The 24,424-nt window shown below is 67.0% G+C and carries 27 protein-coding genes and 3 tRNA genes; 11 read left to right on the forward strand and 19 right to left on the reverse strand.

The features are described from left to right. Positions 1–18: 18 nt before the first annotated feature. Positions 19–1,998 (reverse strand): PTS mannitol transporter subunit IICBA, encoded by a 1,980-nt coding sequence (locus KXD98_RS24605; RefSeq protein WP_260760918.1) that lies wholly within the window; start codon positions 1,996–1,998, stop codon positions 19–21. Between the two features lie 189 nt (positions 1,999–2,187). Here KXD98_RS24605 and KXD98_RS24610 point away from each other — a divergent pair, with 189 nt between their 5' ends. Further along, entirely contained in the window at positions 2,188–3,273 is a 1,086-nt protein-coding gene (locus KXD98_RS24610; protein WP_260760919.1) for a zinc-dependent dehydrogenase, read from the forward strand. On the opposite strand, the gene KXD98_RS24615 is transcribed toward KXD98_RS24610, so the two are convergent. Next, on the reverse strand, positions 3,270–4,577 hold the full coding sequence (locus KXD98_RS24615; RefSeq protein ID WP_260760920.1) for an acetyl-CoA hydrolase/transferase family protein: 1,308 nt from the start codon (positions 4,575–4,577) through the stop codon (positions 3,270–3,272). The genes KXD98_RS24610 and KXD98_RS24615 overlap by 4 nt on opposite strands. A gap of 95 nt (positions 4,578–4,672) precedes the next feature. Between KXD98_RS24615 and KXD98_RS24620 the strand changes: the two genes are divergently transcribed. Further along, a complete protein-coding gene (locus tag KXD98_RS24620; protein ID WP_260760921.1) occupies positions 4,673–4,846 on the forward strand; it encodes a CsbD family protein in 174 nt (57 codons plus the stop codon). Between the two features lie 55 nt (positions 4,847–4,901). Here the strand turns inward: KXD98_RS24620 and KXD98_RS24625 are convergent. The 3 genes from KXD98_RS24625 to KXD98_RS24635 all read right to left on the reverse strand — a co-directional run bounded on the left by KXD98_RS24625 (position 4,902) and on the right by KXD98_RS24635 (position 6,131). Further along, positions 4,902–4,992, reverse strand: a tRNA-Ser gene (locus tag KXD98_RS24625). A 157-nt stretch (positions 4,993–5,149) separates the two neighbouring features. Next, on the reverse strand, positions 5,150–5,599 hold the full coding sequence (locus KXD98_RS24630) for a nucleoside deaminase (RefSeq protein WP_260760922.1): 450 nt from the start codon (positions 5,597–5,599) through the stop codon (positions 5,150–5,152). 10 nt (positions 5,600–5,609) lie between these two features. Further along, positions 5,610–6,131: a tRNA adenosine deaminase-associated protein gene (locus KXD98_RS24635; RefSeq protein ID WP_260760923.1), complete on the reverse strand. Its 522-nt coding sequence runs from the start codon at positions 6,129–6,131 to the stop codon at positions 5,610–5,612. A 147-nt stretch (positions 6,132–6,278) separates the two neighbouring features. On the opposite strand from KXD98_RS24635, the gene KXD98_RS24640 reads away from it, so the two are divergent. Further along, positions 6,279–7,184: a prephenate dehydrogenase gene (locus tag KXD98_RS24640; protein ID WP_260765396.1), complete on the forward strand. Its 906-nt coding sequence runs from the start codon at positions 6,279–6,281 to the stop codon at positions 7,182–7,184. Here the strand turns inward: KXD98_RS24640 and KXD98_RS24645 are convergent. From KXD98_RS24645 to KXD98_RS24665, 5 genes are read right to left on the reverse strand one after another with little or no spacing between them, the layout of a single operon-like run. After that, entirely contained in the window at positions 7,147–7,758 is a 612-nt protein-coding gene (locus tag KXD98_RS24645) for a putative glycolipid-binding domain-containing protein (protein ID WP_260760924.1), read from the reverse strand. The genes KXD98_RS24640 and KXD98_RS24645 overlap by 38 nt on opposite strands. Then, the gene (locus tag KXD98_RS24650) at positions 7,755–8,537 is read right to left on the reverse strand and encodes an ABC transporter permease (RefSeq protein WP_260760925.1); all 783 of its coding nucleotides are present in this window, start codon (positions 8,535–8,537) and stop codon (positions 7,755–7,757) included. The genes KXD98_RS24645 and KXD98_RS24650 overlap by 4 nt, the downstream gene beginning before the upstream one ends. Beyond that, positions 8,534–9,196 (reverse strand): ABC transporter permease, encoded by a 663-nt coding sequence (locus tag KXD98_RS24655; protein WP_260760926.1) that lies wholly within the window; start codon positions 9,194–9,196, stop codon positions 8,534–8,536. Before KXD98_RS24655 ends, KXD98_RS24650 begins: the two co-directional genes overlap by 4 nt. A 4-nt stretch (positions 9,197–9,200) precedes the next feature. After that, positions 9,201–10,313, reverse strand: coding sequence for an ABC transporter ATP-binding protein (locus tag KXD98_RS24660; RefSeq protein ID WP_260760927.1), 1,113 nt, complete (start codon positions 10,311–10,313; stop codon positions 9,201–9,203). A gap of 4 nt (positions 10,314–10,317) precedes the next feature. Beyond that, entirely contained in the window at positions 10,318–11,268 is a 951-nt protein-coding gene (locus tag KXD98_RS24665; protein ID WP_260760928.1) for an ABC transporter substrate-binding protein, read from the reverse strand. A gap of 64 nt (positions 11,269–11,332) precedes the next feature. On the opposite strand from KXD98_RS24665, the gene KXD98_RS24670 reads away from it, so the two are divergent. Next, positions 11,333–11,683: a lipopolysaccharide assembly LapA domain-containing protein gene (locus KXD98_RS24670; protein WP_260760929.1), complete on the forward strand. Its 351-nt coding sequence runs from the start codon at positions 11,333–11,335 to the stop codon at positions 11,681–11,683. 3 nt (positions 11,684–11,686) lie between these two features. Here KXD98_RS24670 and KXD98_RS24675 read toward each other — a convergent pair whose 3' ends face one another. The 3 genes from KXD98_RS24675 to KXD98_RS24685 all read right to left on the reverse strand — a co-directional run bounded on the left by KXD98_RS24675 (position 11,687) and on the right by KXD98_RS24685 (position 14,237). Next, entirely contained in the window at positions 11,687–12,499 is an 813-nt protein-coding gene (locus KXD98_RS24675) for a transglutaminase family protein (RefSeq protein WP_260760930.1), read from the reverse strand. Positions 12,500–12,590: 91 nt separating this feature from the next. Further along, entirely contained in the window at positions 12,591–13,610 is a 1,020-nt protein-coding gene (locus KXD98_RS24680) for a phosphotransferase family protein (protein ID WP_260760931.1), read from the reverse strand. 18 nt (positions 13,611–13,628) lie between these two features. Continuing rightward, positions 13,629–14,237 (reverse strand): histidine phosphatase family protein, encoded by a 609-nt coding sequence (locus tag KXD98_RS24685; protein WP_260760932.1) that lies wholly within the window; start codon positions 14,235–14,237, stop codon positions 13,629–13,631. On the opposite strand from KXD98_RS24685, the gene KXD98_RS24690 reads away from it, so the two are divergent. Next, on the forward strand, positions 14,214–15,017 hold the full coding sequence (locus tag KXD98_RS24690) for an SDR family NAD(P)-dependent oxidoreductase (protein WP_260760933.1): 804 nt from the start codon (positions 14,214–14,216) through the stop codon (positions 15,015–15,017). The genes KXD98_RS24685 and KXD98_RS24690 overlap by 24 nt on opposite strands. 10 nt (positions 15,018–15,027) lie before the next feature. On the opposite strand, the gene KXD98_RS24695 is transcribed toward KXD98_RS24690, so the two are convergent. Continuing rightward, complete coding sequence (locus KXD98_RS24695) at positions 15,028–16,905, reverse strand: alkyl/aryl-sulfatase (protein WP_260765397.1); 1,878 nt, start codon at positions 16,903–16,905, stop codon at positions 15,028–15,030. Positions 16,906–16,955: 50 nt separating this feature from the next. Between KXD98_RS24695 and KXD98_RS24700 the strand changes: the two genes are divergently transcribed. Continuing rightward, positions 16,956–17,507: a cupin domain-containing protein gene (locus tag KXD98_RS24700; RefSeq protein WP_260760934.1), complete on the forward strand. Its 552-nt coding sequence runs from the start codon at positions 16,956–16,958 to the stop codon at positions 17,505–17,507. Here KXD98_RS24700 and KXD98_RS24705 read toward each other — a convergent pair. The 4 genes from KXD98_RS24705 to KXD98_RS24720 all read right to left on the reverse strand — a co-directional run bounded on the left by KXD98_RS24705 (position 17,504) and on the right by KXD98_RS24720 (position 18,631). Next, entirely contained in the window at positions 17,504–17,917 is a 414-nt protein-coding gene (locus tag KXD98_RS24705; RefSeq protein ID WP_260760935.1) for an MmcQ/YjbR family DNA-binding protein, read from the reverse strand. The genes KXD98_RS24700 and KXD98_RS24705 overlap by 4 nt on opposite strands. Then, complete coding sequence (locus tag KXD98_RS24710) at positions 17,910–18,413, reverse strand: metallophosphoesterase (protein ID WP_260760936.1); 504 nt, start codon at positions 18,411–18,413, stop codon at positions 17,910–17,912. Before KXD98_RS24710 ends, KXD98_RS24705 begins: the two co-directional genes overlap by 8 nt. 29 nt (positions 18,414–18,442) lie before the next feature. Next, positions 18,443–18,515: transfer RNA gene (locus tag KXD98_RS24715), tRNA-Arg, on the reverse strand. Positions 18,516–18,542: 27 nt separating this feature from the next. Continuing rightward, positions 18,543–18,631: transfer RNA gene (locus tag KXD98_RS24720), tRNA-Ser, on the reverse strand. Between the two features lie 83 nt (positions 18,632–18,714). Between KXD98_RS24720 and hisC the strand changes: the two genes are divergently transcribed. The 5 genes from hisC to KXD98_RS24745 all read left to right on the forward strand — a co-directional run bounded on the left by hisC (position 18,715) and on the right by KXD98_RS24745 (position 23,068). Beyond that, a complete protein-coding gene (hisC, locus tag KXD98_RS24725) occupies positions 18,715–19,770 on the forward strand; it encodes a histidinol-phosphate transaminase (protein ID WP_260760937.1) in 1,056 nt (351 codons plus the stop codon). Then, positions 19,770–20,264 (forward strand): DUF4334 domain-containing protein, encoded by a 495-nt coding sequence (locus KXD98_RS24730; RefSeq protein ID WP_260765398.1) that lies wholly within the window; start codon positions 19,770–19,772, stop codon positions 20,262–20,264. Before hisC ends, KXD98_RS24730 begins: the two co-directional genes overlap by 1 nt. Then, positions 20,261–20,716 carry a hypothetical protein gene (locus KXD98_RS24735; protein ID WP_260760938.1) on the forward strand — a complete coding sequence of 152 codons (456 nt, stop codon included), beginning with the start codon at positions 20,261–20,263 and terminating at the stop codon, positions 20,714–20,716. The genes KXD98_RS24730 and KXD98_RS24735 overlap by 4 nt, the downstream gene beginning before the upstream one ends. A 19-nt stretch (positions 20,717–20,735) precedes the next feature. After that, a complete protein-coding gene (locus tag KXD98_RS24740; protein ID WP_260760939.1) occupies positions 20,736–21,560 on the forward strand; it encodes a crotonase/enoyl-CoA hydratase family protein in 825 nt (274 codons plus the stop codon). A 338-nt stretch (positions 21,561–21,898) separates the two neighbouring features. Next, complete coding sequence (locus KXD98_RS24745; protein WP_396883212.1) at positions 21,899–23,068, forward strand: IS30 family transposase; 1,170 nt, start codon at positions 21,899–21,901, stop codon at positions 23,066–23,068. A gap of 82 nt (positions 23,069–23,150) precedes the next feature. Here KXD98_RS24745 and KXD98_RS24750 read toward each other — a convergent pair whose 3' ends face one another. Further along, the gene (locus tag KXD98_RS24750) at positions 23,151–24,419 is read right to left on the reverse strand and encodes an MFS transporter (protein ID WP_260765399.1); all 1,269 of its coding nucleotides are present in this window, start codon (positions 24,417–24,419) and stop codon (positions 23,151–23,153) included. Positions 24,420–24,424: the final 5 nt, after the last annotated feature.

Below are 24,424 nucleotides of genomic sequence, written 5' to 3' on the forward strand. Positions count from 1 at the left end.
GCTACTGGGCGAGGGCGTTCAGGAGCCCATCAGGATCGCTTTGACCTCCTCAGCTGAGGCCGCCTCCCGCAACCGGGCAACATCGTCGGACTTGAGGAACACCTGCGCGATCCTGGTCAACAGCGCCATGTGGTCCTTACCCGCTCCGGCAATCCCGACGACGAACTCTGCGGGCTTGCCGTTCCAGTCGACGGGTTCGGAATAGCGCACTAACGACAGTCCGGTCCGCCGGATGGTGTCCTTGGCTTCGTTGGTGCCGTGCGGAATGGCCAGCCCATTGCCCATGAACGTCGACACCGAGGATTCCCGCTCGTGCATCGCATCGATGTAGGCCCGTTCCACTGCGCCCGCGGCAACCAGCAGTTCACCGGCCTCATTGATGGCGTCGGCGGCGCTGCGCGCCGATCCGTTCAGTACGATCGATGACAGCGGCAGCACGTCGTCCGGCGACGCGGACTCAGCGGCATCGGTGGAATCCTCTGCGGCCGGGGCAGTGTCGCCGCCCTCGGTGTTGGTCACCTTGAGCTGTTCGACGATCTCGTCGTAGCGCGGGCTGCCCATGAAGTCCTCGACCGAGACATGGACGGCCGAGGCGGTGCGTTGCCGGGCCCGCGCGGTAAGGTCGCGGTGCGAGACGACCAGGTCGTAGCTGTCGGTCAGATTCGAGATCGCGGAGTTGGTGACCTTGACGTCACCGAAGCCGGCCTGCTGAATCTTCTTGCGCAGCACCGAGGCTCCCATCGCCGACGATCCCATGCCGGCGTCGCAGGCGAAGACGATGCTCTTGATCGGACCGGCTGAGGTCGCGACCAGCGTGCCGGCCACACTGGACTTCTTGCCCTTCATCGATTCCATCTCCGCGGTGGCAGCGGCCAGGTCCTGCTCGTCGGCGGCGCGGTCGGTCTTGAGCAGCAGCGCGGCTACGGCGAAGGACACCGCCGCCGCACCGAACACCGACAGGGTGACACCCAGGTAGCTGTCGCTGGCGGTCTGGGCGTAGACGGCGATGATGGAGCCCGGCGCGGCGGGGGCCCGCAGTCCCGAGCCGAACAGCACATTGATGAACACACCGGTCATGCCGCCGAGGATGGTGGCGATGATCAGCTTGGGCTTCATCAACACATACGGGAAGTAGATCTCGTGGATCCCGCCGAAGAACTGGATCACCGCTGCGCCGGGGGCCGACGCCCGAGCCACGCCCTTGCCGAAGACCATGAACGCCAACAGAAGTCCCAGTCCCGGACCGGGATTGGCCTCCAGCAGGAACAGGATCGACTTGCCGTACTCCAGCGCCTGGGTGGTACCCAGCGGAGTGAGCACACCGTGGTTGATCGCGTTGTTCAGGAACAGCACCTTGGCCGGTTCGATCAGGATCGACGTGAGCGGCAGCATGTTGTTCTCGACGAGGAAGTCCACCGCGTTTCCTGCCGCACGCGTGAACGCCGACACCACGGGACCGATGCCGAAGAATCCGAAGATGGCCAGAATCATCCCGAGGATGCCGGCGGAGAAGTTGTCGACCAGCATCTCGAAGCCTGGACGGATCTTGCCCTCCCAGAGCGCGTCGAGCTTCTTCATCAGCCAGCCGCCGAGTGGGCCCATGATCATGGCGCCCAGGAACATCGGGACGTCGGCACCGGTGACGACGCCGATCGTGGCGATCGCGCCGACCACCGCGCCGCGGTTGCCATGGATCATCCGCCCGCCGGTGTAGCCGATCAGGATGGGCAGCAGGTAGGTGATCATCGGGCCGACGATGCCGGCGCCGTCGTAGGCGCCCCAGCCGCCGATCCGGGCGACCCAACCGTCGGGATCCCTCAGTTCGGCGAAGATGCCCTGCAACCAGCCCTGCTCGATGAACAGCGCGGTGATCAGGCCCCAGGCGATGAATGCCGCAATGTTGGGCATCACCATGTTCGACAGCGCGGTACCGAGCTTCTGCACCTGCACCCGGACCCCGGTCCGCGGGGGTGCGTCCTCGACTGTTGCGTGCGACATACAAGTCCTCCGATTCATATGGCGGCCGGGTGACGCCGGTCACATGACCTAAGTAGACCGCATAAACGGGCATTTTTGCAAGCATTCGGTCATAATCGGTCAGACAATAGGGTGGTTTTATGCCCGTATGGCCGATAGAGTGCGGTAAAGCACACCGGATTGATCGACCCCGTCGAGAGGACGCTCCCCATGAAAGCGCTGCGCTTCTACGCCCCAGAAGATGTCCGGCTCGAGGACGTCGACGAGCCCACCTGCGCCCCCGACGAGGTGAAGCTGCGGGTGCGCAACTGTTCGACCTGCGGCACCGACGTCAAGATCTTCTACAACGGCCACCAGAACCTGACACCACCGCGGACCATCGGCCACGAGATCGCCGGTGAGATCGTCGAGGTCGGCGCGGACGTCAACGCGAAGTACGACAGCAACTGGCAGGTCGGAGACCGGGTCCAGGTGATCGCCGCCGTCCCGTGCGGCGAGTGCCACGAATGCCGAAAGGGCTGGATGGCGGTGTGCCAGAACCAGACCTCGATGGGCTACCAGTACGACGGCGGGTTCGCCGAGTACATGATCGTGCCGCGCCAGGTCCTCAAGGTCGACGGGATGAACCGGATCCCGGACAACGTGGGCTTCGACGAGGCGTCGGCTGCCGAGCCGTTCGCCTGCGCCATCAACGCCCAGGAACTCCTCGGCATCGAAGACGGCGACACTGTGGTGGTGTTCGGAGCCGGCCCGATCGGCTGTATGCACATCCGGATCGCGCGCGGCGTGCACAACTGCGGCCCCGTCTACCTCGTCGACGTCAACGCCGCCCGCCTGCAGATGTCGGCCGACGCGGTGGCACCGGAGGAGATCATCAACGGCTCCGAGGTCGATGTCGTCGAGCGGGTCATGGAGTTGACCGGCGGGCGCGGCGCCGACGTGGTCATCACCGCCACCGCCGCCAACGTGGCCCAGGAGCAGGCCATCGCGATGGCCGCCCGCAACGGCCGCATCTCGTTCTTCGGCGGGCTGCCCAAGAACAACCCGACGATCACCTGCGATTCCAACGTGGTGCACTACCGGCAGCTGCACATCCACGGCGCCAACGGCTCCGCCCCGGAGCACAACAAGCGTGCGCTGCAGTACATCTCGACCGGACAGGTACCGGTCAAGGACCTCATCACGCGTCGCATCCCGCTCGACGACGTCCTGGAGGCGTTCCAGATCGTCAAGAACGGCGAGGCGATCAAGGTGACAGTGGAGCCGGCACCGGCCGAGGTCGCTGCCGGGGTCTAGGTGCGGCGGCGGGGAGCCGCCCGTTCTGCCGCTGCCAGCAGCTCGTCTCGGAACAGCGGATGGGCGATCGCCGCGAGTGCATGCCCGCGCTGGGAGACCGTCTTGCCCTCCAGTTCGGCGGCGCCGTACTCGGTCACGATGACGTCGACGTGATGGCGTGGTGTGGTGATGATCGCGCCGGCCTCGAACTGTGCCACGATGCGCGACTGCAGCCGCCCGTCCTTCTCGTAGGTCGAGGGCAGACAGATCAACGAGCGGTCGGTCAGGTCCAGCCCGGCGCCGGCGACGAAATCCTCGGCACCTCCGATGCCACTGAACTGGTTTCCGCCGATCACATCGGCGACCACCTGCCCGTGGATGTCGACCGCCAGTGCACCGTTGATCGAGATCATGGTGTGATTGGCGCCGATGACCTCCGGCGAGTTCACGATCTCCACCGGCAGGAAAGCGACGTCGTCATTGTTGTCCAGCCACCCGTAGAGGTCGGTGGAGCCGAACGCGAACGTCGTCACGCTCACCCCGTCGAAGCGGCCTTTGGCTGCGTTGGTGATCTTGCCGGCGCGGTGTAGCCGCATACATCCGTCGGTGAACATCTCGCTGTGCAATCCATAGCCGTCACCGGGCCCTTCGGCCAGCAACGTCGCGATTTGGCTTGGGATGGAACCGATCCCGGTCTGCAGCGTGGCACCCGACGGGATGAAGGAGACGGCATGGCGGGCGATCGCGGCGTCGGTGTCGGTCGGCGGCATCACAGGAAGCGACAACGGGGCGTCGGTGGAGCGCACCAGCACGTCGATCTCCTCGACGTGCAGGGCATGTCGATGCTCACCGTGGCCGAAGGTCCGCGGGTAGGCCTCGGAGATCTCGACGACGAGCAGCCGGTCCGGGTCGGCGCCGGCCCGGCGCAGCTCGGTGACCGTTCCGCCGGCGTGCAGCGACAGCGAACACCAACCGTCGCTGTCGGGTGGGGTCGCGACCGTGGCCATCACCCGCGGTGATTGCCGTTCCAGCAGCGGGCCGAAGCGACGGAAGTCCGCGGGGGTGAAGTCGATGTCGGCGCCGCTGTCGCGCAGCGCCCGTTCCAGGGGTCCGTAGAAGCCGGATCGATAGCGCACACCGGGGCGGCCGAACAACTCGGTGCCCACGCCCAGCAGTGCGCCGTACACCCACAGATCGGTCCAGTCGGTGCGCTCACCGAGAGCGCGCAGGAACGCCGGCGGCTGACCCGGGCCCAGGGGTATCCCGAGGCTGTCGGCCGGCCCCAGCCGGGCGGCGGCGTCTTCGGCGGTCAGTTCCTCCGGCATGTCGACACCCTGCCATGTGTTTCGAACCCGGGGAGCGAAGGTACCCAACGTTCATGGCTCGAGCCCGGGCCGGAACGCACAACGAAAGGTGACGCATGGGTGCCGACGACAAGGCCAGCAACAAGATCGACGACCTCGGAGGCAAGGCCAAAGAGGGCCTCGGCAAGGTGACCGGCGACGACGACACCAAGAACGAGGGCAAGCTCGACCAGGCCAAGTCCAGCATCAAGGACGCCGGCGAAAAGGTCAAAGACGCGTTCAAGAACTAGTAGCGCGCAAGCAGTCAGCCCTGGCACCCGCGTGGGTGACAGGGCTGGATGCTGTTGGCGGTGGCGGAGGGATTTGAACCCTCGGACGGGGGTTACCCGTCACACGCTTTCGAGGCGTGCTCCTTAGGCCGCTCGGACACGCCACCGTGTGGCAGCCTACCGACCTACCCGCCGCGATCCCAAACCACCGGGCCCCTCAGCGTGAGCCGCGCGACCGCCGAGCGTGCGATGGGGGCGGAGAAGTGGCCGAAATTCCGCCCGGGATGCACGTTCGGTGGCGAAGGGTGTGCTGGATAAAACTCCTCAGCGCTGACGGGCGAAGAACTCCTCCAGCGGTCGCGCGCACTCGTCGGCGAGCACGCCGCCGCGCACCTGCGGCCGGTGCGTCAGCCGGCGATCACGCACCACATCCCACAGCGAACCCACCGCGCCGGTCTTGGGCTCCCAAGCGCCGAACACCAGTCGAGCGACCCGGGCCATCACCAGCGCACCGGCGCACATCGTGCATGGTTCCACCGTCACCGCCAGCGTCGCGCCCTCCAGCCGCCAGCCGTCACCCACCACGGTGGCCGCTGCCCGCAGCGCCAGGATCTCGGCGTGGGCCGTCGGGTCTCCCAAGGATTCCCGGGCGTTGGCGGCCCGGGCCAGCTCGGTCCCGTCGGCCGCGACGACCACCGCACCGATCGGCACGTCGCGCGGCCCGGCCTGCGTGGCAGCCTGCAACGCCGCCCGGATCAGGTCCTCGTCGGTCACCTGCGTGGGCTCAACGACCTATCCGGTCCAGGACGGCCGACAGCTCGTCGGCGAACCCCATCTCCCGGGCGATCCGGCCGACCTGCTCATCGGCGTACAGGTCGGTCTCGGACAGGATGATCGACAGCACCGGCTCGGGAAGCCCGATATCGGCGAGCACCCCGAGATCGCCCTCTTCGAACGGATCCGCGTCGTCGAGGTCGTCGTCGTCGAGGTCGGCGTCGAGCCGCTCCAGCACCTCGGCGGCGATGTCGTAGTCCAGCGCGGCCGTCGCGTCCGACAGCAACAGCCGGGTGCCACGCGGCGCCGGGCGCACGATCACGAAGAATTCGTCGTCGATGTCGAGTAGCCCGAAAACCGCGCCCGCGCTGCGCAGTTCGCACAGTTCGGTCTCGGCGGCCCGCAGACTGGTCAGCGCCGCGGGCCGCAACGGGCTGCACCGCCACGTGCCGTCCTCACGCACGACCGCCACACCGAAGCCGTCAGGCGCATCGACCGCCTGCTCTTGCGTCTGTGCACGCTGCGCTCCCATGGCAGCTAACCGTAGTCCTGTGTCAACGCGTTGACCAGCGCGTCCGTACCTCCCGACCACCGATCACCCCATCGGTGTGCCAACCTGGAAACCGTGGCGAAGACACCGGTATGCGTGGTCGGTCTGGGCCTGATCGGCGGATCGCTGATGCGCGCGGCGCACCAGGCCGGCCGCGAGGTATTCGGATACAACCGTTCGGTGGAAGGCGTCGAGGCCGCCCGCGCCGACGGGTTCGATGCCACCACCGACCTCGACGGAGCGCTGCGGCGTGCCGCCGACGCCGGTGCGCTGATCGTGCTCGCGGTGCCGGTTCCGGCGCTGCCCCTGATGCTGCGCCACGTCAGCGCTCTGGCACCGGGCTGCCCGTTGACCGACGTCACCAGCGTCAAGGGCGCCGTGATCGACGAAGTCGCCAAGGTCGGACTGCTGGCCCGGTTCGTCGGCGGACACCCGATGACCGGGACCGCGCACTCGGGCTGGGCTGCCGGCGAAGCCGGCCTGTTCCACAACGCGCCGTGGGTCATCAGCGTCGACGAGCATGTCGACGCGGCGGTGTGGACCGAGGTGATGACGCTGGCGCTGGACTGCGGTGCGGTGGTGGTGCCCGCCCGCTCCGACGAACACGACACCGCCGCGGCCACCATCTCCCATCTCCCGCATCTGCTGGCCGAGGCGCTGGCCGCCACCGCCGGCGAGGTGCCGTTGGCGTTCGCCCTGGCCGCTGGGTCGTTCCGGGACGGCACCCGGGTCGCGGCGACCGCACCTGATCTGGTGCGGGCGATGTGTGAGGCCAATGCCGCGCAACTGCTGCCGGTGTTGGATCAGGCGTTGAGCCTGCTCACCGACGCACGCGAACATCTGGCCCGCGACCAGCCGGTGGCAGACCTGGTCGAAGCAGGTCACGCAGCCCGGGTCCGCTACGACAGTTTCACCCGCCCGCAGATCGTCACCGTGGTGATCGGCGAGGAAGGCTGGCGCGACGAGCTGGCGGCGGCCGGCCGGGCCGGGGGCGTGATCAGATCCGCGCTGCCAACCCTGGGTAGTCGACGATGAAGCCCTCCGGGTCGACCGCGAGGGTGGTCTCGGCGACCGGTGAGTGCAGCTTGATCCCGTCGGCGCCGGGCGAATAGCTCATGTTGGCGACGTCGACCGACAGCTCGGGCAGCACGCGCACGTAGACGACCGGCAGCATGACCGCCGCACCGCCACGGTGCAGACCGAGTCGGCGGATCGGCAGCGAGTTGAAGAACGGGCTGAGCAGCACGTCGACGTCGAGTGCCCCGTCGAACGCCGAGCGCCGGGTCTGACCGGTGTGCTCCTGCACCAGCCACATGTTCTCCTCGTCGCGGGCGATGGAGAGCTGGCGTTCACGCTCGGCGGAGGTCACCGTCAGCGACAGCCGCTTGGTTCCGCCGTGCTCGTCGGTGACCAGGTCGTAGGACGCGCTGAACGCCGGATGGGTCGACGTCGCGGCATTGACGATGCGGCCGTAGGCCTTGATGCGGTTGCCGGAGAGCTGCACGCGAACCGACTCCATCCGGGGCTCGTCGTGGGCCCGCCAGGTCAGCACGGCCGGCCAGGGGCCTTTCTGCTCGTCATGATCGCCAGAGCGGTCGGCTTCACTCATTCCTCTACCGTAGGCGACGCCCGCTCGCCCCCGCGGCGGGATCGGCTCGATGACGGCGTGGCGGTCTCCAGCCTCACCTCGTCGCCGAGGAAAGGCTGCGGCATGCGGCGCAACCGATCCCAGCGCCCACTGCCCGGCACCGACAGCCAGACCGCGAAGGCCAGCACAGCATCGAGGATCAGCGCCAGCGCGGTGACCATCAACGCCCCCACCAGAGCCAGGTAGAACTCCCGCACCTTGATGCCGTCGATCAGGTACCGGCCCAGCCCGCCGAGGCTGGCGTAGGCCGCGATCGTGGCGGTGGCCACGATCTGCAGCGTCGCGGTGCGCAGGCCACCGAGTATCAGCGGCATCGCGTTCGGGGTCTCTACCCGCAGCAGGATCCTGCGTTCGGTCATTCCCATCGATCGCGCCGCGTCGACCACGGTGCGGTCGACGTTCGCGATACCCGAGTAGGTGCCGGCCAGCAACGGCGGGATGCCGAGCAGCATCAGGGCCACCGTCGGCGGGATCAGGCCCAGCCCCCACAACAGCACCCCGAGCAGCAGCACACCGAGGGTGGGCAGCGCGCGCAACGCGTTGACGCCGGTGACGACCAGGAATGTGCCGCGGCCGGTATGACCGATGACCATGCCCAGCGGCACCGCGATCAGCGCCGAGAAGAACACCGCGATTCCGGTGTACTGCAGATGTTCGAGCGTGCGCGCCGCCAGCCCGGCCGGGCCGCCCCAGTTGGCCGCGGTGAACAGATAGGACAACGCGTCGGACAGGAAGTTCATGTCGCCGCTCCCGCCTTGGCCGGTTGGTAGGCACGGGTCCACGGCGTGAGCAGCTTGCCGACGGCCATGATCAGGGTGTCGATGACGATCGCGAGCACGAAGATCGCGATGATCCCGGCGATGATCTGGTCGCTCTTGTTGGCTTGATAGCCCTCGGTGAACCAGGTGCCCAGACCGCCGATACCGATGACCGAACCCACCGCGACCATCGAGATGTTGGTGACCGCAACAACCCGCAGGCTGGCGATCAATACCGGAACAGACAGTGGCAGTTCGACTCTGAGCATGCGGGTCAGCGGCTTGTACCCGACCGCGGTGGCGGCGTCGAGGACCGCGGGTGAGACCGCGTCCAGCGCTTCGGGGACCGCGCGCACCAGCAGTGCGACGGTGTAGAGGGTCAGCGCGACGATCACGTTGGCCTCGTCGAGGATGCGGGTCGGGATGATCAGCGGCAGCACCACGAACAGCGCCAGCGACGGGATGGTGAACACGATGCTGGCCGTCACCGTGGTCAGCCGGCGCATCGTGGTCGTCCGCTGGACCAGCGCACCCAACGGGACGGCGATCACCAGGCCGAGCACGATCGGGATCAGCGACAGCCTCAGGTGGATCAGCGTCAGCTCCCACAGGGTGTCGAGGTGGGTGAGCAGATAGCGCATCCGGTCAGGCTCCGGTGTGGCGCGCCGTGCGCTGCTGGTCCAGTGCCGCCAGCACGTCGTCGGCCCTCACCCCGCCGACAACCTGACCATCGTCGTCGACGGCCACCCCCAGGCCCGACGGGGATGACAATGCCGCATCCAGCGCCAGACGCAAAGTGCCCTCAGGCCGGAACAGCGAGCCGCCGGCGATCGTGCTGTCGTAGAGCGAACTGCCGTTGCGGTGCAGGTCAACCCCGTCGGCGTTGATCCAGGCATAGGGGGTGCCGTCGGGCCGGGTCACCAGCACCCAGTCTCCCGGATGCAAGTCCAGACTGTTTATCTCGGGTTCACCGACACGGCGGATGTCATGCAGTGCGAGACCAGTCGCATGATAGAACTGCAGGCCCCGGTAGCCGCGGTCGGCGCCGACGAACCCGGCGACGGCATCGTTGGCCGGGTTGGACAACAGCCGCGCCGGTGCGTCGTACTGCTGCAGCACACCACCGCGGCCGAAGACCGCAACCTTCTGGCCGAGCTTGATCGCTTCGTCGATATCATGGGTGACGAACACCACTGTCTTGCGCAATTCACCGTGCAGCCGCAGGATTTCGGTCTGCAACTCCTCCCGGACCACCGGATCCACCGCGCTGAACGGCTCGTCCATCAACAGGATCGGCGGGTCGGCCGCCAGCGCGCGGGCCACCCCGACCCGCTGCTGTTGGCCACCGGACAGTTGCGCCGGATAGCGGTCGGCGAGTTTGGGGTCCAGACCGACGCGCTCCATCACCGCGATCGCCGATTTCCTTGCGCTGCGCCGTGATTGACCCTGCAGCACCGGCACCGTCGCGACGTTGTCGACGACGCGCAGGTGCGGCATCAGCCCGGCGCTCTGGATCACGTAGCCGATGCCCAGGCGCAGCTTCACCGCGTCGACCTTGGTGACGTCCTTGCCGTCGACAGTCAACGTACCCGAGGTCGGGTCGATCATCCGGTTGATCATCCGCATCGAGGTGGTCTTGCCACATCCGGACGGGCCGACGAACACCGCGAGGGTGCCCTCGGGGATCTCCAGCGACAGATCGTCGACCGCGACGGTGCCGTCCGGGTACTTCTTGGTGACATGCTCGAAGGTGATCACGTGGTCACTTCCCCATCGGCTCGTCGAAACCGTTGTCGGATATCCACTTCGCCGCTGCCTCGTCGGGATCGACACCGCGGTTACCCTCCACCGAGGTGTTCAACTCGATCAGCGCCTCGGTGGTCAACTTCGCATTGACGGCGTCGAGCACGGTCTTGAGCTCATCGGACATCTTCTGCGACGCAACCAACGGCACCACGTTCGCGGCCAGGAACACGTTCTCCGGATCCTCCAGCACCACCAGGCGGCTCTGCTCGATCGCCGGCGAAGTGCTGAAAATGTTGGCTGCCGTGACGGTTCCATCCGCGAGCGCCTTGACCGTCGCCGGACCGCCGCCGTCACTGATCGCGATGAAGTTGCCCGGCGCGATATCGAGACCGTATTTCTGCTGCAGTCCCACCAGTCCGGTCTGCCGTGTCTGAAACTCCGACGGTGCACCTACTTTGACCTCCGCCGAGTGGGCCGCGAGGTCAGCGATCGTGGTGAGGTTCCAGCGCTGCGCGGTCTCCTCGGACACCGCGAGCGTGTCCTTGTCCTGCGCCGGGGACGGGTACAGGATCGACAGGCTGCCCGGCAGCACCCTGAGCAGGTCCAGCAGCACCTCATCGGTTGTGGTGGCCTGACTGTCGGCGTCGAAGTACTGCAGCAGGTTTCCGGTGTACTCCGGAATCAGGTCGATCGAATGGTCCTGCAGCGCGGGAATGTAGGTCTCCCGGCTGCCGATGCCGAACTGTCGCGAGATGGTGAAATCGTTGGCTTCCAGCGCCTGGGCGTAGATTTCGGCGAGGATCTTCGACTCGGTGAAGTCGGCTGACCCGATCTTGATCGTCTTCAGATCGCCGGAGATCTCGCCGCCGCCGAGCGGGTTCGAACTACCGCAGGCTGCCAGCAGGACGGCCAGCACCGCCAGGACGGATACGACAACGGCAGGTCTGCTTCGCCGGGACCGATGCATCCGCTGACCTTACGACACCTCCGAAGTGGTTTCATTCGATCCGCATAAGGGCAATCATGGAGAAATGACCAGTGATCCGTCCGCGTCGACACCCGAACCGCACTCGTTCGATGACGTGCACACTCCCCCGTCGGGGAGTGCGCCGCCGCAGTCGGCCGTCCACCGGACCAGAGCCGCTGCGCTGTGGGCGTCGCTGACGCTCGGGTTCCTGATCCTGATCGTGCTGCTGATCTTCATCGCACAAAACACCGAGTCGACCGAGTTCGCCTTCCTGGGTTGGCACTGGAGCCTGCCCCTCGGTGTGGCGATCCTGTTCGCCGCAGTTGCCGGCGGACTGATCACCGTAGCGGTCGGTGCAGTGCGCATGTTCCAACTGCGCCGGGCCGCCAAGAAGAACCTCCGCGCCGGCTTGTAACGCTCACCGGATCGACACCAGCTGGTCGATCGAGTCGCGGGGCAACTCGCCGTCGACGGTCGCGGTGACAGTCATGTCGTTCAGCGTGATCGACCCTTTGTGGTTGTCCAGGAAGGCGGTGTCGGCGGCGTCGCGTCCGGTGGCGATACGCACCAGAGACTGCCGGGGCGCCAGGCAGGTCGCGTCGACCACCCGCCACTGGCCGTCGACGAACGCCTCGGCCACGGCGTGGAAGTCCATCGGCTGGCATCCCGGCGCGTAGACCGACACCAGGCGCGCAGGGACGTTGACCGCGCGCAGCATTGCGATGACCAGGTGCGCGTAGTCCCGGCACACTCCCGCGCCGGCGAGCAGCGTATCGGCGGCCCCGTCGATGGGATCACTCGATCCGGGGACGTAGTTCAACCGGGTGCCGACCCAGGACGACACCTTCTCCAGCAGGGTCGCCGAGTCGGCGAACTCGCCGAACTCGGTGGCGGCGAAGCCGAAGAACTTGTCGGCCTCGGCGTAGCGGCTGGGCCGCAGATAGGTCGAAAGGTCGATGGTGCGCAGCGGCGCCGGGTCGGCCTGACCGGTCACCGTCGCCGAATAGGTAACTTTCAGGTTGCCGACCGGAGCCTGGAAACGGTGAATTCGATTCCCGTGCTCACCCGTGATCTCCTGGATGCCGGATGCAGGAATCTCGTTGCCGTTCAACACAAACGACAATGACTCGGAGACCTCGGCGCCGGGCTGGGGGGCCACCGCGATCTGGAACTCCAGCGTGGTGGGATCGGTGATCTCCACCGCCAGTGTCGCACCGACATCACGCTTCATGGCCGCACGCCCTCATCTGATCGGGGAAAGACAGTGGCGGCACGCCGTCGGGCCACGCGAGTCTCTACCCCCGCAGACTAGGTCCGAAACGTCAGGAAAGCTCGGCCAACCCGGCAGCGATCAGCGGACCGATCGCCTCGCCGACCTTGTCGGAGTCGTCGGTGACACCGGCCTCGCGGGCGCGGTAGGCGATCCCGGCGCCGATGATGGCCAGCTTGAAGTAGGCCAGCGCCATGTAGAAGTCCCAGTGGTCGAGGGGCTGACCGGCGGCCGTCGCGTACTTCTCGGCCAGCTGATCGGCCGGCGGGATCAGCGGTGACGCCCACGCCGCGTCGACGTGCACCAGGTTGAACGTCGGATGGCGATAAACGCACATCAGCGCGGCATCGCTGAGCGGGTCGCCCAGTGTCGACATCTCCCAGTCCAGCACCGCGATGACCTTGGTGGCGTCGTCGCTGTCGAGGATCGTGTTGTCGATGCGGTAGTCGCCGTGCACGATCGAGGTCCGGCTCTGCTGCGGCAGCGCCTCACCCAGCCGGGCGTGCAGCTTCCGGACGTCGCCGTCGTAGGGATCGTCGGCGCGCTTCACCAATTCCCACTGCGAGCCCCACCGGCGCACCTGGCGTTCCAGGTAGCCGCTGGGCTTGCCGAAGTCGCCGAGCCCTACATCGTCGGGGTCCACGGCGTGCAGCTCAGCCAGCACCCTGATCAGCGAATCCACGCAGGCGTGGATGGTGGGCTCGTCGCCGAGCGCCTCGAGCTGGTCGGTGTGGCGGACCACCCGGCCGGCGACGTACTCGACCATCTGGAACGGCGCACCCAGCACCGAGTCGTCGTTGCGCATGGTGACGGCACGGGCGACCGGCACCGCGGTGTCGGTCAAGGCGGCCACCACCCGGTATTCGCGCGCCATGTCGTGCGCCGACGGCGTCAGACCGTGCAGCGGCGGGCGGCGCAGCACCCACTTCGACGCATCGTCGAACACCAAGAAGGTCAGATTGGACCGGCCGCCGGCGATCAGCTCGGCGCGCAGTGCCCCGGCACGGGGTACCCCGACCTCACGCAGATGCCGGTCCAGGGCGGTCAGATCGAGGCCTTCGAGGTCAGTCACGCGATCTGTCTACCACTCCTACCACCGCTGGTTTCGAGGCAGTAAGTCCCAGACGTGTTCGGTGCCGTTGACCGCGGCGACACCGAGCCGTCCGGTGCGCGACGACAGCAACCGCGTCACCGATGCATAGTCGACGTGAAACGACAGCAGCCGCTCGGTCCGCAGCACCCGGTGCAACAGCACATTGATGACGCCGCCGTGGCTGAACACCGCGACGGTGTCGTCGTGGTCTGCGCCGGCGATCAGGTCATCGACGGCAGCGCCGACCCGGGCCAGGAACTCCCCCTCGTCCACCGCGCTGGGCAGGTGCCCGTCGATCAGTCGCTGCAGCTCCTGCGGGTTCTCGGCGGCGATCTGCTCGATCGGGATGTAGTGCTCCAGGTCGCGGTCGTACTCGGCGAACCGCTCGTCGACCTCAATGGCGATGCCCAACGCATCGGCCACCGGCTGTCCGGTCTGGATGGCACGGATCTGCGGGCTGCTCACCAGGCGCGTGATCGGGAAGCGGGCCAGCGCGTCGGGCAGCCGCTTGGCCTGTTCGATGCCCGCTTCGGACAGGTGCGGATCGGAGCCCTGCCCAGGCTCGCTGCGCAGCGGTAAGGCATGTCGGACCAGAAGCAGTTGCACCGTGCCACCATAGGGCGCGTGGGTGGATATGCCGATTCGCTGTTCGACCTGACCGATCGGGTGGTGCTGGTCACCGGCGGCAGTCGGGGACTGGGCCGGGAGATGGCGTTCGCGGCGGCGCGGTGCGGTGCCGACGTGGTGATCGCCAGCCGCAAGTACGACGCGTGTGTGGCCACCGCCGAGGAGATCACCGCCCAGACGGGACGGGCCGCGCTGGCCCACCGGGTGCATGTCGGGCGCTGGGATGAGCTCGACGGTCTGGTCGAGGCCGCCTACGACCGGTTCGGCAAGGTCGACGTGTTGGTCAACAACGCCGGCATGTCGCCGCTCTACGATTCGCTGAGTTCGGTGACCGAGAAGCTGTTCGACTCGGTGCTCAACCTGAACCTCAAGGGTCCGTTCCGGTTGTCGGTGTTGGTCGGTGAACGGATGGTCGCCGATGGCGGCGGGTCGATCGTCAACGTCAGCACCCACGGGTCACTGCGCCCGGATCCGACGTTCATCCCGTATGCCGCGGCCAAGGCCGGCCTGAACGCGATGACCGAGGCGTTGGCGCTGGCGTTCGGGCCGACGGTGCGGGTGAACACGCTGATGCCCGGACCGTTCCTGACCGAGATCAGCAAAGCCTGGACATTCGATATCGGAAATGCATTCGGCCGCAGCGCTTTACAACGCGCTGGGGAACCTCACGAGATCGTCGGCGCGGCGCTGTTCCTGATGTCGGACGCGTCGAGCTTCACGTCGGGCTCGATCCTGCGCGCCGACGGCGGCATCCCCTAGCCCCACGACGTTACGGCGTGATGATGTCGAAGTTGGGATCGGGTTGATCCAGCACCGACACCAGCGAGGTGAGCACCCCGGCGTCGCCGACGATCTCCAGACCCGGCGCGCTGGTGTCACCGGTGGCCAGGGTCAGCAGGCGCAGCTTGTTGGCCAATCGGACCGTCGCCTGCGCGGTCGCCGCGTCGGCAGGCACCTTGCGGTAGACCAGCACGCCGTTGCGCAACGTCAACCGGTAGTTGGTGGCCGTATCCAGGAAGGTGATGTCTACGGCCAGGTCCAGATCCCAGGCCCGGGGCCCGTTCACGCTGATCGCCAGCACGTCGAACATCTGCTCGGGGGTCAGCTGGGCGACCATTGACGTCGACGTGGTCTGCACCGGGGTCCCGAAGTTCCCGTCCCGCAGCTCGGTGGCCCCGGCGAGAAAGAAGTTGCGCCACGTCGCGGTCTCGGCCCCGTAGGCCAGTTGTTCGAGGGTGTCCGCGTAGAGCTGCCGAGCCCCACCGTGATGCTGGTCGGTGAAGATTGCATGATCGAGTAACGTTGCTGCCCAACGAAAGTCACCGTCGTGGAAGGCATGCTGAGCCAGTTCGACCACCCGGTCCATCCCGCCCATCGCCTCGACGTAGCGTGGACCGATGGCCTCGGGCGGGTGTGGCCACAACCGTGCCGGATTGCCGTCGAACCAGCCCATGTAGCGCTGGTAGACCGCCTTGACGTTGTGGCTCACCGAGCCGTAGTAGCCGTGCGCGTGCCAGGCGCGCTCCAGAGCAGGCGGCATCGTGAACTGCTCGGCGATCTCGATACCGGTGTAACCCTGGTTGAGCTGGCGCAGCGTCTGGTCGTGCAGGTAGGCATACAGATCCCGTTGCAGTGAAAGGAATTCCACGATGCGCTCACGGCCCCACGTCGGCCAGTGATGCGAGGCGAACACGACGTCGGCGCGGTCGGCGAAACGGTCGATCGCCTCGGTCAGGTAACCGGCCCAGCCGTGCGGGTCGCGCACCAAGGCGCCGCGCAGCGTCAGCAGGTTGTGCAGGTTGTGGGTGGCGTTCTCGGCCATACACAGCGCCCGGAACCGAGGGAAGTAGAAGTGCATCTCGGCCGGCGCTTCGCTGCCCGGCGCCATCTGGAACTCGATCTCGACCCCGTCGATGGTGTGCGTCTCGCCGGTCTCGCGGATATCGACTGTCGGGACGATGATCGCCACTTCCCCGGTCGACGGGGTCTGCCCGAGCCCGCAGCCGACCTGGCCCTGGGGTCCGCGCTCGAGCACCGTGCCGTACATATAGGCCGCGCGCCGCGTCATCGCCGTGCCGGCGTAGACGTTCTCCTGCACCGCATGCGCGGTGAACCCCTCCGGTGCCAGCACCGCGACCTTGCCGGCGTCGACGTCGGCCTGCGAGGTCACGCCCAGCACGCCGCCGAAGTGGTCCACATGGCTGTGGGTGTAGATCACTGCGGTGACGGCTCGATCTCCGCGGTGTCGCCGATAGAGCGCCAGCGCCGCTGCGGCCACCTCGGTGGACACCAGCGGGTCGATCACGATGATGCCGGTATCGCCCTCGACGAACGTGATGTTGGACAGGTCGAAGCCGCGCACCTGGTAGATGCCTTGGACCACCTCGTAGAGCCCCTGCTTGGCGACCAGCATCGACTGCCGCCACAGGCTGGGGTGCACGGTCGGCGGCGCGTCACCGGCCAGGAATGCGTAGATGTCGTTGTCCCAGACCACCCGTCCGTCGGCGGCCTTGATGACGCATGGGTGCTGGGCGGCGATGAACCCACGGTCGGCGTCGGTGAAATCCCGGGTGTCGTCGAACGGGAGCAGCTCCAGCTGCTCGCGGTGCGCAGCCTCGATGGTGGCGGTGGGCGGCTTGCTTTCCATATCTGCAGAGATTGCCACGCCAGGCCCCTCGCCGGTGCTTGACTGACGTAATGGACATCCGCAGAGTCGTCACCGGACACGATGCGTCCGGAAAGTCAGTGTTCGTCAGCGACGAGAAGGTCTCACCCCGGGTGCCGGTCCTGCTGCCCGGTAGCGAATTCACGCTGTTGTGGGGCGGCGACGAAACACCGCGCTTCCCCGACGACGGATCGATGCCGAACTGGCACACCTACTTTCCGCCGATCGGCGGGTTCCGGTTCTCGATGTTCACGCTGCCGCCGGGCACCGCGGCTGCCGATGATCCCGAACAGCTCAGCGCCGACGAGGCGCTGGCCGACGCGGAGGCCAAGCTGCCCGGGCTACTGGGCTACATGGAGCTCGAGGACCCCGGCATGCACACCACCGACACCATCGACTTCGAGGTGGTGCTGGAAGGCACGGTGATTCTCGAACTCGACGACGGTGCGGAGGTCACTCTGCATCCGGGCGACACGGTGGTGCAGAACGGCACCCGACACCGCTGGCGCAACCCGGGTGACACCCCGGCTCGGCTGGCGCTGTTCGTCTGTGGCGCTCACCACGCCAACGTCAGCCGCGGCTAGCGCTGCTCGGCGAGCCACTTCTCGGCGCGCCTTTTCGACGCGCGGGACAGCCACGCGTCCTGGATCAGCTCTCGCAGCTCGTCGACGCTGATCTCACCGAGGTGGCCGGCCCGTACCAGCACCGAGAGGTGGCCGTCGAAGTGCGTGGTGGTGAAGAACGGCGACTCCGGATCCTGGGTCAGCGCCAGCTTGTCCGCCTCGGATTCGACCCAGATGGCGATGACGTCGGTGTAGCGCTCGCCGGTGTCGGGATCGAAGGCGTCAGGGCGTGGTGTGCGGAAGAACACGAACGACTTCCCGCCGACCTGATAGATCGGATTGGCCGCCTTCGATCCCTCGATCCGGGTCACGTGCGGCATCGCCATCGCGATCCGGTGGACGTCCTCGGCGGTGGCCCGACGCTCAGCCATGACGTTCCAGCCGGTGCAGCTCGACATCGCGCAGCGTGCCCCGGTGCACCGTTGCGGTCATGTACGTGCAGTACGGCTGACGGCGCCGGTCGGTGGGTGAACCGGGGTTGAGCAACCGCAGGCCCGTCCTCGCGGTGGTGTCCCACGGGATGTGGCTGTGGCCGAACACCAGCACATCGGTGTCGGGGTACTCGCGGGCCATCCGCGCCTCCCGGCCGGTCGAGGCACCGGTCTCGTGGGTGACGGTGAAACGTAGACCCTCCAGCACGACGTCGGCCCTGTCGGGTAGTCGCCGACGCAACTCTGGGCCGTCGTTGTTGCCCCAGCACCCCACCAGGCGCTGGGCCCGGGCTTGCAACCGGTCCAGCAGGGCGGGATCCATCCAGTCACCGGCATGGATCACCACATCGGCGTCGTCGACCTCAGACCACACCTGGGCGGGCAGGTCCTTGGCGCGGGAGGGGACGTGCGTATCGGCGATCAGCAGCAGGCGCACGCATTCCAGGGTAAGTCCGCAAGAAAAAGCGCGCCCGAAGGGATTCGAACCCCTAACCTTCTGATCCGTAGTCAGATGCTCTATCCGTTGAGCTACGGGCGCTTCGTCACTGCATATTCACTTGTTGAGCGGAGGCGAGAGGATTTGAACCTCCGGTCCCCGGTAAGGGGGACAACTCATTAGCAGTGAGTCCCATTCGGCCGCTCTGGCACGCCTCCCGACGTTTTCCGCCGCTGCGACAGAGTACACAGGGCCCACCGCGGGAAGCAAAGCAGATCAGCGGCAGCCCTAAACTGTTCGGGTGTCCGTGCGTCTGCGTCCCGAACTGGCCGACCTGCCTGCCTACACCCCGGGCAAGACGGTCCCCGGCGCCATCAAGATTGCCAGCAACGAGACGGTGCACGGCCCGCTGCCCAGCGTGCGCGCGGCGATCGAAGCGGCCATCGACGGCATCAACCGCTACCCCGACAACGGTTACGTCGAGCTCAAGGAACGATTGGCCAAGCACGTCAACTTCGCACCCGAGCACATCTCGGTCGGCTGTGGGTCGGTCAGCCTGTGCCAGCAGCTGATCCAGATCACCAGCACCGTCGGCGACGAGGTGCTCTACGGGTGGCGCAGCTTCGAGATCTACCCGCTGCAGGTCCGTACCGCCGGCGCCACACCTGTGCAGGTACCGCTGAGTGATCACACCTTCGACCTGGACGCGATGCTGGCCAAGGTCACCGATCGCACCCGGCTGATCTTCGTGTGCAACCCGAACAACCCGACCAGCACCGTCGTCGACCCCGACGCGCTGGCCCGCTTCGTCGCGGCTGTGCCGCCACACATCATGGTCGTGCTCGACGAGGCCTACATCGAGTACATCCGCGACGGTCTGGCTCCTGACAGCTTCGGGTTGGTCCGCGCCCACCGCAATGTTGTTGTGCTGCGCACATTTTCGAAGGCATACGGGCTGGCCGGACTGCGTGTGGGCTACGCGGTGGCCGACCCGGAGATCGTCTCGGCGCTGTCGAAGGTCTACGTCCCCTTCACCGCGACCAGCGTGTCGCAGGCCGCCGCGATCGCCTGCCTGGACGCCGCCGACGAACTCCTTGAACGCACGGACGCCGTCGTCGCCGAACGCGAACGGGTGTCCTCGGCGCTCCGCGACGCCGGCTACCAGTTGCCGCCCTCACAAGCCAACTTCGTCTGGCTGCCACTGGTAGGGCGCGCCCAGCAGTTCGCCGCTGACGCGGCCAACAACCGCATCATCGTGCGGCCCTACGGCGAGGACGGCGTCCGCGTCACTGTGGCCTCCCCCACCGAGAACGACGCCTTCCTCGAATTCGCCCGCACGTGGACAGGAACCCATTGATCACCGATGCCCGCACCACCTTCACCGAGTTGACGCAGCGCACCGGACCGCTCGACGACGCCGAACTCGACGCATTCTGGGCGACGCTGAAGCCGGCCACCATCGACTTCATGATCGGTCAGTGGAAGGGCGGCGAGTTCCACACCGGTCACCAGGCCAACGGCTTCATGGACAGGCTGAACTGGTTCGGCAAGACGTTCCATTCGGCCGACCACGCCATACCGCTGGTCTGCCTGGACACCGAAGGCAAACCGTTCTCCAACACCGAGGCCATGAACGGCGAGGCCAGCCTGTGGATGGAGGAGTTCCGCGGCGAGCTGGTGGCGTCGATGGTCTACGACGGCCGGCCGGTGCACGACCATTTCAAGGTCGTCGACGCCAACGCCGTCATCGGCATCATGAACGGCAAGGGCGCACTCGACACCCGCTCCGGCACGCCCCGCCACCTGTATTTCTATCTCGAACGGGTGGCGCCGCCTATCGTGGCGGGATGAGAACGCACGCACGGGTCGTCGCGGCGACGCTGATCGGCCTGTTCTTCGCGATCGGCCTGACGACCGCGTGCACCCGGACCACCGAGGGCGTCGTCGCTCAGACGACCCAACCCGGCCCGCCGCTGACGACAGCCCCGCGGACGACCGCGCCGCGTGCACCGTCGCTGCCGGGACTGCCCGACTTCACCATCCCGAACATTCCGCTGCCGACCCGCGGCACCAATGTCCCTCAGGTGCCCGCGCCGGCCAACTCGCTGACCATGGAGTGTCGGGAGTTCAACGGGCTCGACGAGGCGACCAAGCGCGCGGTGGTGCAGAAGATCATCGAGGAGAACGGCACCGTGTTCGGGTCCGAAGGGTCGTTTCTCGAACAGATCCTGGCTGACACCGGCTGCCAGCTGATGCCGACCGCGAGGGTCAGCGAGGTCCTGCTGGCATCGATGCCGGGGTGACTGGCTAGCCTTTCGCACCATGAGCAGCTCGTATGAATCGGTCACCGTCGACATCGCCGATCACATCGCCGAGGTCACACTGATAGGTCCCGGCAAGGGCAACGCCATGGGCCCGGCGTTCTGGGCCGAGATGCCGGTGGTGTTCGGCGAGCTCGACACGAACCCCGACGTCCGGGCCATCGTGCTAACCGGGTCCGGCAAGAATTTCAGCTACGGTCTGGACCTGCCCGCGATGGGTGACACGCTGGGCTCGATGATGACCGACGGGTCGTCGTCGAAACCGCGCGCCGACTTCCACCAGCGGCTGAAGACCATGCAATACGCGATCACCGCGGTCGCCGACTGCCGTACCCCGACCATCGCCTCGGTACACGGCTGGTGCATCGGCGGCGGTGTGGACCTGATTTCCGCGGTGGACATCCGCTACGCCAGTGCCGACGCGAAGTTCTCGGTGCGCGAGGTCAAGCTCGCCATCGTCGCCGATGTCGGATCGCTGGCCCGGCTGCCCTACATCCTCAACGACGGGCATCTGCGCGAGCTCGCGCTGACCGGCAAAGATATCGACGCGACGCGCGCCGAGAAGATCGGCCTGGTCAACGACGTGTACCCGGATCCGGCGGCGTCGCTGGCCGCCGCCCGCGCCACCGCCGCCGAGATCGCCGCCAATCCGCCGCACACGGTGCACGGCGTCAAGGACGTGCTCGATGAGCAGCGCACCGCAGCGGTCGCCGCGAGCCTGCGCTACGTCGCGGCATGGAACTCGGCATTCCTACCGTCGAAGGACCTCACCGAGGGCATCCAGGCGATGTTCGAGAAGCGGCCGCCGAAGTTCACCGGCGAATAGCTCGCCGGGAGTGCGCTGGTGGCGGTTGGTGCCGTCGAGAGTGCGCTGGTGGCGGAAAAACGCCCCTCAGACTCAATCGGTCGTTGCAACACCTGATTGTTGAGGGGTGTTGTTCGATGGGGTGGAGTCATCTCGGTGGCAAAGGCGTTCCGGACTCGGTGCGTGAGAGCTTCGATGTGGCGTTGAGGTCGGGATTGGCGCCGACGGCAGCGGCAACAGTGGCTGGCGTTTGTGGTGCGACCGGCCGTAGGTGGGCGAGGGAGGCTGGTTACAAGCCCGATCCGCGGCACTGTGGCACTCGGTACTCGCCCGCGGTGCGAGCGGCGTTTTGGGCGGCGATGCATGACGGGGCCACCGTCGTGGCCGCGGCGGTGGCTGCGGGCGTGTCGGAGAATCAGGCACGACGCTGGGTCGCTCAGGCTGGTTATGTGCCCCTGACCCCTGTCGCTGCCAACGACGACGCCGATGCCGCCCGAGACCTCGATAGCCTACGTCGGCGCGGCCGGCTGACGTTTGACCAGCGGTGGCGCCTGGAGCGGCTGCTGGCCGCCGGGGCGACGGTAGCTCAAGCCGCTGACGCGTTGGGCCGGGACCGGTCGACGATCTACCGCGAATGTGCCCGTGGAGCCACCCCCAGCGGGTACCGGGCTGGCGTGGGCCATGACGTCGCTGCCATTAACACTAAGCGGCCCAAGAAGCGCAAGCTCGAGACTGCTTCTGTGCTGTTGGACGAGGTCGTGACACGCTTGAAGCGGCGCGACAGCCCAGAACAGATTGCGGGCCGGTTGCGCCTTGATTTCCCCGACGATCCGGAGATGTGGGTGTCCCACGAGACGATCTATCAAGCCCTCTATGTTCAACCCCGTGGGGAACTGGCACGCCTGATCAAGCAGGCACTTCGGTCCGGTCGAACTCACCGAAAACCTCAGGGCCGCAAAACCAACGAGAGCCGCGGCCAAATCAAAGACATGATCAATATCAGCGAGCGTCCCGCCGAGGCTGATGACCGCGCAATCCCCGGGCACTGGGAAGGGGACCTCATCCTGGGTAGCACCGCCTCAGCCTCAGCGATCGGCACCATGGTCGAACGGACCACCGGGTTTGTCATGCTGCTGCACCTGCCCGGTGATCGCACCGCAGCCACCCTGGCCGAGGCGATGAGTGCCAAAATCCCCGAGATCCCGGAGATCCTGCGCCGCTCGTTGACCTGGGACCAGGGCAAGGAAATGGCCCTACACACCCAGATCACCCAGGCCACCGGCCTGCCCATCTACTTCTGCGACCCCCACAGCCCCTGGCAGCGCGGCACCAACGAAAACACCAACGGCCTCCTACGCCAATACTTCCCCAAAAGCACTGACCTGTCGTTCTACGGTCCAGGCTGGCTCGACCAAGTCGCCGCCGAGCTCAACTCCCGTCCCCGCAAACGCCACGGCTGGCGCACGCCCGCAGAAGAACTCGACCGTCTACTCTCAGACCCGTCCACATTTGTTGCAGCCACCGCTTGAATCCGGCCCCTGGATTCCGCCCTGGTTGCACGGTCGCCGACGGGGGCCGACGGGCGACGGGGACACACGCTGGCCGCGGGGTTCAGCGGCCCGCGGTTTCCGGCAAGGCCACCGCACTGACCAAGCTCACCAGAGCCAAGGTGCCCATCATCAACGCGACGGCCCAGCCTCCCAGAGAGTGCAGCAAAAGCGGCGAGAGCACCGGGGTGAGCGCGCCGCCGACGACCGATCCCAGGGTGTGCGACAGCGCCGCGCCGGTGTAGCGGTACTGCGGCGCGAAGATCTCGGGCAGGAATGCGGCCAGGGGCCCCATGCAGACCCCGACCAGCGCGTAGGTGACCATGATCGCGGCGACGAACACCGCCCGGATTTCCGACTCCACCAGCGGAAACAGCACGATGGACCACGGCACCGCCAGGGCGAACCCGGTCGCGATGACGCGCTTGCGCCCGCGGGTGTCGCTGAGCATCGCCGAGGCCGCAGCGAAGCCCACCGCGCAGACCCCGCCGAGCACCCCGGTCAGCAGCACCAGGTTGGTCGAGTAGTCGAGATGATCGGTGGCGTAATGGGTGAAGAACGTGCCGGCCTGGAACACCAGCATCGGTGCGCAGATCGCCACCCCGGCAGCCAGCAGCAGCTGATGCCCCTGCCGCCGCACCAGAGCCGCGAGCGGGGTGGCGGGGCCGGGGGTTTCCCCGGTGACGGCAGGTGGATCCTCGACGCGCAGCCGGATGTACAGCGCGATGGCGATGAGCAGCGCCGACAGCAGGAACGGGACGCGCCAGCCCCATTGCAGGAACGCCTGGCTGTCCGTACCGAAGCTCACATGCACCAGCAGGAACACCAAGTTGGCCGCCACCAGAGCAGTGCCCAGTCCGAGCTGGGTGAACATGCCGTAGAACCCGCGTCGCTGCGCCGGGGCGTTCTCGGCGCTGAGCAACACCGCGCCCGCCCATTCACCACCGACGGCGAAGCCCTGCATCAGCCGCAGCGTGATCAGTAGCAGCGGTGCGGCGATGCCGATGGACGCGGTGCTGGGAATCAGTCCCACGCCGACAGTGGCGATGCCCATCAGCATCAGCGTCACCACCAGGGTCTGCTTTCGACCGATGCGGTCACCGAAGTGGCCGAACACCGCCGCTCCGACCGGTCGCGCCAGGAACGCCGCCGCGAACGCGCCCAGTGCGGCCGTCGTCGCCATCAGGTGCCCCAAGTGCGGGAAGAACACCGTCGGGAACACCAGCGCGGCTGCAGTGCCGTAGATGAAGAAGTCATAGAACTCGATGGCTGATCCGACGTATCCCGCCAGCGCGATCCGGCGAAGCGACGGAGCCGCCGTGGAATGAGTCATGGCGT

The sequence above is a fragment of the Mycobacterium sp. SMC-4 genome, assembly GCF_025263265.1.
Lineage (GTDB): Bacteria > Actinomycetota > Actinomycetes > Mycobacteriales > Mycobacteriaceae > Mycobacterium.

What these genes read in the sequence shown, in the direction of transcription:
- KXD98_RS24605 (WP_260760918.1), bottom strand. Translation starts at nt 1,998, where the DNA reads ATGTCGCACGCAACAGTCGAGGACGCACCCCCGCGGACCGGGGTCCGG.
- KXD98_RS24610 (WP_260760919.1), top strand. Translation starts at nt 2,188, where the DNA reads ATGAAAGCGCTGCGCTTCTACGCCCCAGAAGATGTCCGGCTCGAGGAC.
- KXD98_RS24615 (WP_260760920.1), bottom strand. Translation starts at nt 4,577, where the DNA reads ATGCCGGAGGAACTGACCGCCGAAGACGCCGCCGCCCGGCTGGGGCCG.
- KXD98_RS24620 (WP_260760921.1), top strand. Translation starts at nt 4,673, where the DNA reads ATGGGTGCCGACGACAAGGCCAGCAACAAGATCGACGACCTCGGAGGC.
- KXD98_RS24635 (WP_260760923.1), bottom strand. Translation starts at nt 6,131, where the DNA reads ATGGGAGCGCAGCGTGCACAGACGCAAGAGCAGGCGGTCGATGCGCCT.
- KXD98_RS24640 (WP_260765396.1), top strand. Translation starts at nt 6,279, where the DNA reads ATGCGCGCGGCGCACCAGGCCGGCCGCGAGGTATTCGGATACAACCGT.
- KXD98_RS24645 (WP_260760924.1), bottom strand. Translation starts at nt 7,758, where the DNA reads ATGAGTGAAGCCGACCGCTCTGGCGATCATGACGAGCAGAAAGGCCCC.
- KXD98_RS24650 (WP_260760925.1), bottom strand. Translation starts at nt 8,537, where the DNA reads ATGAACTTCCTGTCCGACGCGTTGTCCTATCTGTTCACCGCGGCCAAC.
- KXD98_RS24655 (WP_260760926.1), bottom strand. Translation starts at nt 9,196, where the DNA reads ATGCGCTATCTGCTCACCCACCTCGACACCCTGTGGGAGCTGACGCTG.
- KXD98_RS24665 (WP_260760928.1), bottom strand. Translation starts at nt 11,268, where the DNA reads ATGCATCGGTCCCGGCGAAGCAGACCTGCCGTTGTCGTATCCGTCCTG.
- KXD98_RS24670 (WP_260760929.1), top strand. Translation starts at nt 11,333, where the DNA reads ATGACCAGTGATCCGTCCGCGTCGACACCCGAACCGCACTCGTTCGAT.
- KXD98_RS24675 (WP_260760930.1), bottom strand. Translation starts at nt 12,499, where the DNA reads ATGAAGCGTGATGTCGGTGCGACACTGGCGGTGGAGATCACCGATCCC.
- KXD98_RS24690 (WP_260760933.1), top strand. Translation starts at nt 14,214, where the DNA reads ATGTCGGACCAGAAGCAGTTGCACCGTGCCACCATAGGGCGCGTGGGT.
- KXD98_RS24695 (WP_260765397.1), bottom strand. Translation starts at nt 16,905, where the DNA reads ATGGAAAGCAAGCCGCCCACCGCCACCATCGAGGCTGCGCACCGCGAG.
- KXD98_RS24700 (WP_260760934.1), top strand. Translation starts at nt 16,956, where the DNA reads ATGGACATCCGCAGAGTCGTCACCGGACACGATGCGTCCGGAAAGTCA.
- KXD98_RS24705 (WP_260760935.1), bottom strand. Translation starts at nt 17,917, where the DNA reads ATGGCTGAGCGTCGGGCCACCGCCGAGGACGTCCACCGGATCGCGATG.
- KXD98_RS24735 (WP_260760938.1), top strand. Translation starts at nt 20,261, where the DNA reads ATGAGAACGCACGCACGGGTCGTCGCGGCGACGCTGATCGGCCTGTTC.
- KXD98_RS24740 (WP_260760939.1), top strand. Translation starts at nt 20,736, where the DNA reads ATGAGCAGCTCGTATGAATCGGTCACCGTCGACATCGCCGATCACATC.
- KXD98_RS24745 (WP_396883212.1), top strand. Translation starts at nt 21,899, where the DNA reads ATGCATGACGGGGCCACCGTCGTGGCCGCGGCGGTGGCTGCGGGCGTG.
- KXD98_RS24750 (WP_260765399.1), bottom strand. Translation starts at nt 24,419, where the DNA reads ATGACTCATTCCACGGCGGCTCCGTCGCTTCGCCGGATCGCGCTGGCG.